Here is a 10,618-nt window from a genome sequence, read left to right on the forward strand (position 1 = left end):
TAGCCTATGAAATTAGCACAGTTTATAAAATATAAAGCTATCGATATCAAACGAAATCATGATCTCCGTAAATCGGGCGTTAAACAGTTTAATGAGTATGGTTTAAGGCTTTATAGTGGGTGTCAAGGGTCGGGGAAAACGTCAAGCATGGTTGAACAGCTTGAACGTTATCGGCTTGAATACGGCGGTCAATTATTCATTGCCACAAACTTCGGATACATATATCAAGACTTAGCACTGGAAACCTTAGACGATCTTGTTGATCTACCTAAAATCGTTCGAGAAAGGGGCTATATCGGTCTTGTGATCGGGTGGGACGAGATTCAAAATGATTTTGATAACACTGTTCGAACATTCCCTATTACAATTCTACGCACAATCACACAACAGAGGAAACAATCGATCAAAATATTGGCAACTAGTCAAGTCTTTACTCGGGTGTCTAAAGCGATCAGAGAACAGACTTTTGAGGTCGTACAATGTAAAACATTGTTAAGTCGCTGGGTCTTTCAGAAGTGGTATGATCCAGTTGAATATGAGTACTATATTGCTAACGCTAATAAAGATCAAAAATTACCGGTAAAAACGAAATTCAATTTTATCCAAACAGACGAGCAGCGTGAACTGTATGATTCCTATGCAGTTATTGATAATTTAGGTAAGCAAGTAGAATTATCTCTTGAAGAGCGCATTCGCATGGGATATGGCAAAAATGCTCCAATTATTGGGCATGCTTCCGAAACTGAAAGAATACTACTTAATTGAGGGTGACCTATGTTTACTAGTTATGAATTTGTTTTTGTTGAAAAGTTTGTCAGCTATCAAGCAAGGAAGAATAAAGCGGGGTATGCTGTGGATCGCTCTTATCGGTATCTTGTGATTCGTCCGCCTAAATCAGTTAAAACTTACAGCTTCATTCTTAATAGATCCATAGAGGTGCCTGAATTGCGCCGTAATGACAAAGTACGGTTAATCATTGATCTTTTTACTAGAGGATATAACCGCAAAGCAGAGATCAAAATACTCGCTGTTGAACTACTGCAGTAATGGCGATTCACTTTGTCCAATTCGCTGATTTTTCAAATTTAAAAATTTATTTTTGAATTTGAAAAGTCGGTGCCTCGGCGTTAAGCCGATACTAAATAAATAACATTCGGAGTTGGGAAAAAATGACAAAAGAAACGTTAATTCCTGTATGTGGGGGGTGCTGTAACACCCCCCCAGCTAATACTAGAACTACTCTAGATACAAACAAGCTAAACGCTTTAATAGATTGGGTCGGACTTACTTTCTCAAGTAAAATAAACTGGAAAAAGCTGATTGAACTCTTACACTTAGATTTTTTCGACTTTAAAATAACGATCGGTTCAAACTTAGGCTATATGGAAAAAGCTAGTTACCTTGATATTATCCATATTCATTACGGCACACCGCCAAAAGCTACCGAAGACATGGGCATACATTTAGAAATCAGTGGTCAAGGGTGCCGTTTCTTGGAAACCAATTGGAAAAACGAGTTTTCTTGGGCTGATTTCTTCCAACTTTCTTTCTTGTATGATCTCAAAAAGGCAACTCGTGTCGATCTAGCGCTTGACGATTTTAAGGAACGCTTAAAGATCAAAACACTTTTTAAAAAGGCTGATCGTGACGAACTTGTGACACGTTTTCGCAACTGGAAATATTTTCTTTCAGGTGACATTTATAAGCGTAAAAAAGTACATGGCGAAACGCTTTATATCGGCAGTGCTAAGCGAATCCAGTTTAGATTTTATAATAAATTACAGGAACGTGAATCTAAAGGCTTTGCAGTAGATCATAATATCAATAGTTGGCAACGTTACGAAATACAGGTTAGACACGAACAAGCCCACGAATTAATGTTGGCGATCGCTGACGGTGGGCGGACTATCGGTGAAATTGCCAAAGGACTTATGACGGAATATTTGTCTTTTAGGGTACCCAATAAAAACGATAGTAACCGCTCTAGGTGGGCAGAATGTAAGTTTTGGACGGATTTTATTAATGAGGTTGAACCGTTACACTTAACCATGGAATATCCCGAACAAACACTTATGCACTCTCAAGAATGGGTGATTGATCAAGTTAGTGCTGTACTTGCTATGATCGGCGAATATTCAGGACGAGAAGGACTTGACGCAATTATTCAAATTGGAAAAGAAAAAATGACCGAGAAACATTTCACTATGCTCGAAAATCAAAAGAAACTTGATTCTATCAACCAAAATACGGGCTATAGCTGGGAAAATAATCATGCTGATTTTTGGCAAGATCATAAAAAACGATCAAAAGTTTTCAACTGAAGTATATTTTTTTTAATCGATTTTAGTGAATCACCATCCCAGGGGGTGCGAATCACCTTTGCTGAAGAACAAGTGATTCACTTTAACCAGGAATAGGAGGAAAAAGAATGGCGGTTTCAGAGGGAAGAAAAAGGCAATGTATCACGCTAGACAATGCAGATTGGGAGTATTTAGAGAAACGTGCATCAGAGAAAAATGGTTATTTCTACCGAGGGAAATTCACGAAAAGTGACGTTTTAGCGAAAATGATTGCTGACGATAGGGTGATCAGGAAGATAGAAGGGAAGGGCTAAAAATGAATTGTGAACATTGCAGAAGACAACTAAAAGAAAGCGAAAAAGTATTTGATTATACAATCGGCGCAATTCTATGCGATTACTGCCTAGAATTGCTTGTGCTTGCTGATCGTGTGCCCGAATGTCCAACTTGCGGTTGTGGTGTCGGGATCAAGCGTGATCCTAGCGACTGCGAATCATGCAAATATCATGAAAAAGCTAGTTGATAACGTTCGTGTTTTTACACCATTTTTGATTGCTGCAGTCGAAGATCTCACGATCAAAACGATATAAAACACGTACAATGATTTAACCGGCACTAAACTTTTTTGATCTAAGCACGAATTTCAGGAGGGAAATAAATGTTTTGGAAAGAATTTATTTTGTATATTGCTTTATCTGTCGGACTGTTTTTTTCTATTATTTTTCTATTATTAATCTACTTGGACATGAAAACAGGCAACAAACCATAAAGCTTGCTACTGTGGGGATTTCAATTTATTCTAGTTAACATAATATACATTGCGCATTTGAACATGTGATTATATATAAAAAAAGACAACCTGAAAAGAATAGGGCTGTCTTTTTTATATGTGTTTCACTTTATCAACGATTTTTTTCTTTTCTTGAGCGATTTTCTCTAGATCCATACTCGCTTTTCTAGCCCGCATTAATTCCACTATATCAATCATATCTTTTTCAGTGGCTTCATTCATTATGAAATTCTTTATTTGTTTCATACTAACATTTTTTTTAATCATTTATTTTGTCCTCCAACTTTTTTTCTAATTCATATAACTCATTTGAAAGTTGTCTAACTTGCTTCATTATGGCTTCTGGTGATTGCTCTATTTCACTAGATTTTGTGTTATATGGTGGAAAGTTTAAAAAGTCAGTTATTGATATATCTAAAGCTTTACAAATACTGAAAATCGTTTTGATTGTTGGATTTTTACTTTGACCTGTATAGATTGAATTGACAGTACTTTGTTTAAGATTCGCTAGTACCGCTATTCTATTTATAGTTAGGTTTTTTTCGTTTGCTATCTCTTGGATTCTTTTTGAAATTAGCTCGCTATGCCTGATTTCATTCATTTTTTCACACCTCATTTTTGTTAATTCTATATAAAGTTTAACGATATATCAAATGATGTATTACCGTTATATAGTTGACACATACCGAAAGATAGTTTATATTAATAAGTGTTACTGATATATAGTTAAAACGTGGGAGACTTTTGACAGATAGTTAAAAGGGGAACTTTAGTTCTGAATGGTTTAATGATTATGTACTCAGACAAAGCACCACATACTCTGACGAGAATTTCGCCGTTAGGCTTAATTATAAAAAATATGGATTACGGAAGGAGAAGCTAAAATGTTTGAAAACACAACCGAATTGATCTATCTAGGTACACGAAGAGGGAAAAGCAAGTCAACACAAGAACCCTATGAGGTTTTAATTGTGGGAAATCCTGCGAAGTATGAAAATTATGAATTTTTTATTGGAAGTAATGTAGTACTGCCGCCCTTACAAGTTAACGATAAGATTGTTTGTACAATCGAATTAAATAAACGTGGTTTTAATTTAGCGCCTAGTCTTGTTGACGTTTCTAAGGGTGTTCTAAAGTAGGGAGGTTTCTCTATGGAGAACGAACCGAAACAGTTGACCAAAGAAGATTTGAAACAGCTTGAAACAGATTTAAGAGGTCTTAAAGAAGCTTATCAAAAGGAGCTAGAGCGTGAACAGTCTGAACGTGATATACAAGCTACTAAGGATTCTGAACAGTCTAAAATACTTGCTGACGAGGCGGTAAAAGAAGCCGAAGCGGAAAAGTTGAAGATTGAATCAGAAGCGAAAGAAAAAGAAGCTAGTGAAAATTTTCGATTGTCCGTTTTGGAATCATTGGAAAAGCTCGATAAAAGTGAAGAAAATACTCTCACGAATGATTCGATCACTAAGCTTAATAAAAATATTGAGGTCTTGATCGAATATCAAAAAAATCAAGCCCAAAATAACACAAATCAAGATTGGTTTTTATCTATTATTGCTTTATCAGTCGTTGTCTTTCCTGCAATATATTTTGCTATAAAATTTTGTGCTGGTACTGCTAAAAAGATAATTTCAATAATTACAACGTAATGTAGAAAGGAGAATATCATGCACTCATTATTTAGCGCAGTAGGTGCCATTACAATGCCGACAGCTCCTAAAGTTGATTTATCAGCGGGTATCCAATGGATTGTTGATTTTGCTACTTCTATTTTTACCGATAACGCTCTAATTATCATTGGGGCTGGTTTAGCTATTTCCGCATTGTTTGCCGCACCAGCGATCGCAAAACGTTTCGGGAAATCCGCAATGAAGGGATAATTTTATAAGGCTTAGCTTTAACGAGTTGAGCCTTTTTTTTAATCAAATTTCTAGTGATTCGCTAGAATAGGAAAGGAGAAAATATGCTAAATATTAAAAAAATCGCTAAGTGGTTAGGTGTATTTTTTTTATTGTTAATACTGTTTTTAGCTGTAATAGCGTTTATGCCGTTGCTGACGCTAGTGAGGATTTACACAGCGGAAGCAGTAATGATAATAGTGGACTTTACGTTAATGGCGGTGACGTTAAAGACTTGTTTGAGTCTGATCCGTTGGGTGAGGCATGGCGACTTTACTTTTCTGAAATTATTCAAAAAGAAGATTTACATGAAAATGAAGAACAGCTCGAAGAACAAGAACAACCTCCTAGAATGATAGTTCGTGATTTTGTGGGTGGCGGTGGTTCTTCGGGCGGAGGCGGTGCTAGTATAAGCGGTATTGACACACGTGTAAGCGCACTTGAACGTTGGCGTACTGGTCATGATAGCTGGGCTGGTGGTTTATCGAACCGTGTTTCGGCTATTGAAAATTGGATAAGTAACTGGGCATTACCTCAATTTAACAGTATTTGGAGTAGGTTAGGAAATTTAGAAACGTGGAAAAATGGTCATGATAGTTGGGCGAATAACCTTTCTAATCGAGTGACTTCGATTTACAACTGGGCTATTGATCAATTTAACGTTCAAAATAATCGCTGGTCTGACCAATACCGAAAAAATAACGATAACTGGGGTCATTGGAAAGATCAATGGAGTAAAAACGATGACAATTATGGACACTGGAAAGACCAATGGAATAAAAATAATGATAACTGGGGTCATTGGAAAACTCAATGGAGTAAAAACGATGACAATTATGGACACTGGAAAGACCAATGGAATAAAAATAATGATAATTGGGGTCATTGGAAAACTCAATGGGCTTTGAATGATTCAAACAAAGCGAATTGGGAATCTCAATGGAAAAAAAACAATGATAACTGGGAACACTGGAAAACTCAATGGGCTTTGAATACGAAACAAGCAACGACGAACCAAAAGTTTGAAACGTTTATAACGAACCAAAATACAAAAAATATTAATTTACAAACACAAATTGATAATTTGAAAAATAATGTGAGTTGGTCTGACGTTGGTATTATCACCGCTTTAGTTGTTGTCAAAGATAGTATCGATAATTTCAGGAAAATGTTCGAGGTTGACGATTTAGTCGGTTTAAATGCTTATGAAGGTATCTTTACACGTATGATTAAATCGCAATTTATTGCGCTTAGAAACGATTTGAGAGACCTTTTTAAAGAATACTTTGACGTAGAAGAAAGCGGAGGGCTTTTTACACCTACAGGGGTTTTTGCTAAATTTTTAGCTGATCAAATGTACAGATTACGTTATACAATAATTGCTGGATTTGGAGAGATAGAAGAGGTTTTAAAATTGATTAATACTGATACGCTAGGTATTAGAAACAGTCTAAATACAGTTAATTTGAATTTAACTGCTGTTAATAATTGGTTAAAAGCCATTTTTGATAAGCCTGTTGGTACGATAGTTGCACCGCCATTCGATTTTAATCGACTTGAACAGATTCTTAAAAGTTTAAATTTCGGAAATGTCACTAATGAGGCTGGCACTAATCTCTGGGATTTTCTAAAAAGTCTTATTGATAATTTGGGTGACATATTAGGAAAAGGCTTAGACGGAATATTTCAAGTTTTAAAACAGATTTTAGAAATCTTTGACAAATTTCTTGATACAATCCTTCACTTGATCATTCCAAAAAATTTAGATTTTTTAGATTCTCAGTGGGGGAAACCAGCGGATAAAATACGACTTAAATTTTCATTTATTTTCGATAGCGTTGATTCTTTTAAATCGTTATTCGGTGCGAAAAGTAAAAAATTTGAGGATTTAGATATTCAACTTAATGGCGGGAATTTAGGTGGTAAAACTATCAGTCTTGGTTCTGTGAAATTGCCAGTAAGTCATTTGAATACTTTTTTACAAGTAGTTAGACCTATTGTGAGCGGTTTTGTTTTGCTTTGGTTTTTAATTGACATGTATAAATGGATTCATGAAAGAAATGCGGTGGTTGAGTAATGCTTGTGGAACTTCTTTTTAAACTCTTATTTGGGTTGATTGATATTATTATTTCTTTGATTCCGTCCTTTGATTTCCAAATCGATTTAGGCATGCTGAATCCAGTAAAAGAAGTATTTGCTTTTTTAGATAATGCAGTTAGTGTTTCATTAATTTTATCCATACTTGCGATCATTTTCATTAGAGATAATTTTACACTGATCAAAAATATCTTTTTTGCGATTGTCCGCAAGATTCCTTTTGTTGATTAGTGGCTCAAACCTTGAGCCACTAATCACAAGGATTGCACCAATTCAAAAAGAAATGTGAAAGGTAAATAGCCTATGAAATTAGCACAGTTTATAAAATATAAAGCTATCGATATCAAACGAAATCATGATCTCCGTAAATCGGGCGTTAAACAGTTTAATGAGTATGGTTTAAGGCTTTATAGTGGGTGTCAAGGGTCGGGGAAAACGTCAAGCATGGTTGAACAGCTTGAACGTTATCGGCTTGAATACGGCGGTCAATTATTCATTGCCACAAACTTCGGATACATATATCAAGACTTAGCACTGGAAACCTTAGACGATCTTGTTGATCTACCTAAAATCGTTCGAGAAAGGGGCTATATCGGTCTTGTGATCGGGTGGGACGAGATTCAAAATGATTTTGATAACACTGTTCGAACATTCCCTATTACAATTCTACGCACAATCACACAACAGAGGAAACAATCGATCAAAATATTGGCAACTAGTCAAGTCTTTACTCGGGTGTCTAAAGCGATCAGAGAACAGACTTTTGAGGTCGTACAATGTAAAACATTGTTAAGTCGCTGGGTCTTTCAGAAGTGGTATGATCCAGTTGAATATGAGTACTATATTGCTAACGCTAATAAAGATCAAAAATTACCGGTAAAAACGAAATTCAATTTTATCCAAACAGACGAGCAGCGTGAACTGTATGATTCCTATGCAGTTATTGATAATTTAGGTAAGCAAGTAGAATTATCTCTTGAAGAGCGCATTCGCATGGGATATGGCAAAAATGCTCCAATTATTGGGCATGCTTCCGAAACTGAAAGAATACTACTTAATTGAGGGTGACCTATGTTTACTAGTTATGAATTTGTTTTTGTTGAAAAGTTTGTCAGCTATCAAGCAAGGAAGAATAAAGCGGGGTATGCTGTGGATCGCTCTTATCGGTATCTTGTGATTCGTCCGCCTAAATCAGTTAAAACTTACAGCTTCATTCTTAATAGATCCATAGAGGTGCCTGAATTGCGCCGTAATGACAAAGTACGGTTAATCATTGATCTTTTTACTAGAGGATATAACCGCAAAGCAGAGATCAAAATACTCGCTGTTGAACTACTGCAGTAATGGCGATTCACTTTGTCCAATTCGCTGATTTTTCAAATTTAAAAATTTATTTTTGAATTTGAAAAGTCGGTGCCTCGGCGTTAAGCCGATACTAAATAAATAACATTCGGAGTTGGGAAAAAATGACAAAAGAAACGTTAATTCCTGTATGTGGGGGGTGCTGTAACACCCCCCCAGCTAATACTAGAACTACTCTAGATACAAACAAGCTAAACGCTTTAATAGATTGGGTCGGACTTACTTTCTCAAGTAAAATAAACTGGAAAAAGCTGATTGAACTCTTACACTTAGATTTTTTCGACTTTAAAATAACGATCGGTTCAAACTTAGGCTATATGGAAAAAGCTAGTTACCTTGATATTATCCATATTCATTACGGCACACCGCCAAAAGCTACCGAAGACATGGGCATACATTTAGAAATCAGTGGTCAAGGGTGCCGTTTCTTGGAAACCAATTGGAAAAACGAGTTTTCTTGGGCTGATTTCTTCCAACTTTCTTTCTTGTATGATCTCAAAAAGGCAACTCGTGTCGATCTAGCGCTTGACGATTTTAAGGAACGCTTAAAGATCAAAACACTTTTTAAAAAGGCTGATCGTGACGAACTTGTGACACGTTTTCGCAACTGGAAATATTTTCTTTCAGGTGACATTTATAAGCGTAAAAAAGTACATGGCGAAACGCTTTATATCGGCAGTGCTAAGCGAATCCAGTTTAGATTTTATAATAAATTACAGGAACGTGAATCTAAAGGCTTTGCAGTAGATCATAATATCAATAGTTGGCAACGTTACGAAATACAGGTTAGACACGAACAAGCCCACGAATTAATGTTGGCGATCGCTGACGGTGGGCGGACTATCGGTGAAATTGCCAAAGGACTTATGACGGAATATTTGTCTTTTAGGGTACCCAATAAAAACGATAGTAACCGCTCTAGGTGGGCAGAATGTAAGTTTTGGACGGATTTTATTAATGAGGTTGAACCGTTACACTTAACCATGGAATATCCCGAACAAACACTTATGCACTCTCAAGAATGGGTGATTGATCAAGTTAGTGCTGTACTTGCTATGATCGGCGAATATTCAGGACGAGAAGGACTTGACGCAATTATTCAAATTGGAAAAGAAAAAATGACCGAGAAACATTTCACTATGCTCGAAAATCAAAAGAAACTTGATTCTATCAACCAAAATACGGGCTATAGCTGGGAAAATAATCATGCTGATTTTTGGCAAGATCATAAAAAACGATCAAAAGTTTTCAACTGAAGTATATTTTTTTTAATCGATTTTAGTGAATCACCATCCCAGGGGGTGCGAATCACCTTTGCTGAAGAACAAGTGATTCACTTTAACCAGGAATAGGAGGAAAAAGAATGGCGGTTTCAGAGGGAAGAAAAAGGCAATGTATCACGCTAGACAATGCAGATTGGGAGTATTTAGAGAAACGTGCATCAGAGAAAAATGGTTATTTCTACCGAGGGAAATTCACGAAAAGTGACGTTTTAGCGAAAATGATTGCTGACGATAGGGTGATCAGGAAGATAGAAGGGAAGGGCTAAAAATGAATTGTGAACATTGCAGAAGACAACTAAAAGAAAGCGAAAAAGTATTTGATTATACAATCGGCGCAATTCTATGCGATTACTGCCTAGAATTGCTTGTGCTTGCTGATCGTGTGCCCGAATGTCCAACTTGCGGTTGTGGTGTCGGGATCAAGCGTGATCCTAGCGACTGCGAATCATGCAAATATCATGAAAAAGCTAGTTGATAACGTTCGTGTTTTTACACCATTTTTGATTGCTGCAGTCGAAGATCTCACGATCAAAACGATATAAAACACGTACAATGATTTAACCGGCACTAAACTTTTTTGATCTAAGCACGAATTTCAGGAGGGAAATAAATGTTTTGGAAAGAATTTATTTTGTATATTGCTTTATCTGTCGGACTGTTTTTTTCTATTATTTTTCTATTATTAATCTACTTGGACATGAAAACAGGCAACAAACCATAAAGCTTGCTACTGTGGGGATTTCAATTTATTCTAGTTAACATAATATACATTATACAAAGTAGATTCATTTGCTGAATTTCAGTATCAAATGCGACAAATAAAGTCCTTTAAAATAACATTCCTTAGTCTAGTTAATGAAAAAATGCCGTATATTTTATCCGTTATAA

17 protein-coding genes are annotated in these 10,618 nt (G+C 36.1%); 15 read left to right on the plus strand and 2 right to left on the minus strand.

Annotated elements, in window-relative coordinates; all coding sequences use genetic code 11:
• The first annotated feature begins 6 nt into the window (after window positions 1-6).
• The 5 genes from BCR25_RS18805 (at window position 7) to BCR25_RS20240 (ending at window position 2,823) form a co-directional block, all read left to right on the plus strand.
• Window positions 7-765, plus strand: coding sequence for a hypothetical protein (locus tag BCR25_RS18805; RefSeq protein ID WP_069665150.1), 759 nt, complete (start codon window positions 7-9; stop codon window positions 763-765).
• Between the two features lie 9 nt (window positions 766-774).
• On the plus strand, window positions 775-1,047 hold the full coding sequence (locus BCR25_RS18810) for a hypothetical protein (RefSeq protein WP_069665151.1): 273 nt from the start codon (window positions 775-777) through the stop codon (window positions 1,045-1,047).
• A 122-nt stretch (window positions 1,048-1,169) separates the two neighbouring features.
• On the plus strand, window positions 1,170-2,321 hold the full coding sequence (locus BCR25_RS18815; RefSeq protein ID WP_069665152.1) for a replication initiation factor domain-containing protein: 1,152 nt from the start codon (window positions 1,170-1,172) through the stop codon (window positions 2,319-2,321).
• Window positions 2,322-2,428: 107 nt separating this feature from the next.
• Complete coding sequence (locus BCR25_RS18820) at window positions 2,429-2,614, plus strand: hypothetical protein (RefSeq protein WP_069665153.1); 186 nt, start codon at window positions 2,429-2,431, stop codon at window positions 2,612-2,614.
• 2 nt (window positions 2,615-2,616) lie between these two features.
• Window positions 2,617-2,823 carry a hypothetical protein gene (locus BCR25_RS20240; RefSeq protein WP_139124627.1) on the plus strand — a complete coding sequence of 69 codons (207 nt, stop codon included), beginning with the start codon at window positions 2,617-2,619 and terminating at the stop codon, window positions 2,821-2,823.
• 360 nt (window positions 2,824-3,183) lie between these two features.
• Here BCR25_RS20240 and BCR25_RS20525 read toward each other — a convergent pair whose 3' ends face one another.
• Complete coding sequence (locus tag BCR25_RS20525) at window positions 3,184-3,357, minus strand: hypothetical protein (protein WP_169819041.1); 174 nt, start codon at window positions 3,355-3,357, stop codon at window positions 3,184-3,186.
• A complete protein-coding gene (locus BCR25_RS18825; RefSeq protein WP_069665144.1) occupies window positions 3,350-3,691 on the minus strand; it encodes a helix-turn-helix domain-containing protein in 342 nt (113 codons plus the stop codon). Before BCR25_RS18825 ends, BCR25_RS20525 begins: the two co-directional genes overlap by 8 nt.
• A gap of 283 nt (window positions 3,692-3,974) precedes the next feature.
• Here BCR25_RS18825 and BCR25_RS18830 point away from each other — a divergent pair, with 283 nt between their 5' ends.
• The 10 genes from BCR25_RS18830 (at window position 3,975) to BCR25_RS20245 (ending at window position 10,205) form a co-directional block, all read left to right on the plus strand.
• Window positions 3,975-4,229 (plus strand): hypothetical protein, encoded by a 255-nt coding sequence (locus BCR25_RS18830; RefSeq protein ID WP_069665145.1) that lies wholly within the window; start codon window positions 3,975-3,977, stop codon window positions 4,227-4,229.
• A gap of 33 nt (window positions 4,230-4,262) precedes the next feature.
• Window positions 4,263-4,739: a hypothetical protein gene (locus BCR25_RS18835; protein ID WP_139124625.1), complete on the plus strand. Its 477-nt coding sequence runs from the start codon at window positions 4,263-4,265 to the stop codon at window positions 4,737-4,739.
• A gap of 18 nt (window positions 4,740-4,757) precedes the next feature.
• Window positions 4,758-4,970, plus strand: a complete 213-nt coding sequence (locus tag BCR25_RS18840; protein ID WP_069665147.1) for a hypothetical protein — start codon at window positions 4,758-4,760, stop codon at window positions 4,968-4,970.
• A 271-nt stretch (window positions 4,971-5,241) separates the two neighbouring features.
• Window positions 5,242-7,065, plus strand: a complete 1,824-nt coding sequence (locus tag BCR25_RS18845; protein ID WP_139124626.1) for a hypothetical protein — start codon at window positions 5,242-5,244, stop codon at window positions 7,063-7,065.
• Window positions 7,065-7,316, plus strand: a complete 252-nt coding sequence (locus BCR25_RS18850; protein ID WP_069665149.1) for a hypothetical protein — start codon at window positions 7,065-7,067, stop codon at window positions 7,314-7,316. The genes BCR25_RS18845 and BCR25_RS18850 overlap by 1 nt, the downstream gene beginning before the upstream one ends.
• 72 nt (window positions 7,317-7,388) lie before the next feature.
• Window positions 7,389-8,147, plus strand: a complete 759-nt coding sequence (locus BCR25_RS18855; protein WP_069665150.1) for a hypothetical protein — start codon at window positions 7,389-7,391, stop codon at window positions 8,145-8,147.
• 9 nt (window positions 8,148-8,156) lie between these two features.
• Window positions 8,157-8,429, plus strand: a complete 273-nt coding sequence (locus BCR25_RS18860; protein WP_069665151.1) for a hypothetical protein — start codon at window positions 8,157-8,159, stop codon at window positions 8,427-8,429.
• A 122-nt stretch (window positions 8,430-8,551) separates the two neighbouring features.
• Window positions 8,552-9,703 carry a replication initiation factor domain-containing protein gene (locus BCR25_RS18865; protein WP_069665152.1) on the plus strand — a complete coding sequence of 384 codons (1,152 nt, stop codon included), beginning with the start codon at window positions 8,552-8,554 and terminating at the stop codon, window positions 9,701-9,703.
• A gap of 107 nt (window positions 9,704-9,810) precedes the next feature.
• The gene (locus BCR25_RS18870) at window positions 9,811-9,996 is read left to right on the plus strand and encodes a hypothetical protein (protein ID WP_069665153.1); all 186 of its coding nucleotides are present in this window, start codon (window positions 9,811-9,813) and stop codon (window positions 9,994-9,996) included.
• Window positions 9,997-9,998: 2 nt separating this feature from the next.
• The gene (locus BCR25_RS20245; protein ID WP_139124627.1) at window positions 9,999-10,205 is read left to right on the plus strand and encodes a hypothetical protein; all 207 of its coding nucleotides are present in this window, start codon (window positions 9,999-10,001) and stop codon (window positions 10,203-10,205) included.
• Window positions 10,206-10,618: the final 413 nt, after the last annotated feature.

Source organism: Enterococcus termitis (assembly GCF_001730305.1).
GTDB classification, from domain to species: domain Bacteria; phylum Bacillota; class Bacilli; order Lactobacillales; family Enterococcaceae; genus Enterococcus_L; species Enterococcus_L termitis.

Bases quoted from the DNA above. Each gene is read 5' to 3' on its own strand.
- BCR25_RS18805 (WP_069665150.1), top strand. From the start codon at position 7: ATGAAATTAGCACAGTTTATAAAATATAAAGCTATCGATATCAAACGA.
- BCR25_RS18810 (WP_069665151.1), top strand. From the start codon at position 775: ATGTTTACTAGTTATGAATTTGTTTTTGTTGAAAAGTTTGTCAGCTAT.
- BCR25_RS18815 (WP_069665152.1), top strand. From the start codon at position 1,170: ATGACAAAAGAAACGTTAATTCCTGTATGTGGGGGGTGCTGTAACACC.
- BCR25_RS18820 (WP_069665153.1), top strand. From the start codon at position 2,429: ATGGCGGTTTCAGAGGGAAGAAAAAGGCAATGTATCACGCTAGACAAT.
- BCR25_RS20240 (WP_139124627.1), top strand. From the start codon at position 2,617: ATGAATTGTGAACATTGCAGAAGACAACTAAAAGAAAGCGAAAAAGTA.
- BCR25_RS20525 (WP_169819041.1), bottom strand. From the start codon at position 3,357: ATGATTAAAAAAAATGTTAGTATGAAACAAATAAAGAATTTCATAATG.
- BCR25_RS18825 (WP_069665144.1), bottom strand. From the start codon at position 3,691: ATGAATGAAATCAGGCATAGCGAGCTAATTTCAAAAAGAATCCAAGAG.
- BCR25_RS18830 (WP_069665145.1), top strand. From the start codon at position 3,975: ATGTTTGAAAACACAACCGAATTGATCTATCTAGGTACACGAAGAGGG.
- BCR25_RS18840 (WP_069665147.1), top strand. From the start codon at position 4,758: ATGCACTCATTATTTAGCGCAGTAGGTGCCATTACAATGCCGACAGCT.
- BCR25_RS18850 (WP_069665149.1), top strand. From the start codon at position 7,065: ATGCTTGTGGAACTTCTTTTTAAACTCTTATTTGGGTTGATTGATATT.
- BCR25_RS18855 (WP_069665150.1), top strand. From the start codon at position 7,389: ATGAAATTAGCACAGTTTATAAAATATAAAGCTATCGATATCAAACGA.
- BCR25_RS18860 (WP_069665151.1), top strand. From the start codon at position 8,157: ATGTTTACTAGTTATGAATTTGTTTTTGTTGAAAAGTTTGTCAGCTAT.
- BCR25_RS18865 (WP_069665152.1), top strand. From the start codon at position 8,552: ATGACAAAAGAAACGTTAATTCCTGTATGTGGGGGGTGCTGTAACACC.
- BCR25_RS18870 (WP_069665153.1), top strand. From the start codon at position 9,811: ATGGCGGTTTCAGAGGGAAGAAAAAGGCAATGTATCACGCTAGACAAT.
- BCR25_RS20245 (WP_139124627.1), top strand. From the start codon at position 9,999: ATGAATTGTGAACATTGCAGAAGACAACTAAAAGAAAGCGAAAAAGTA.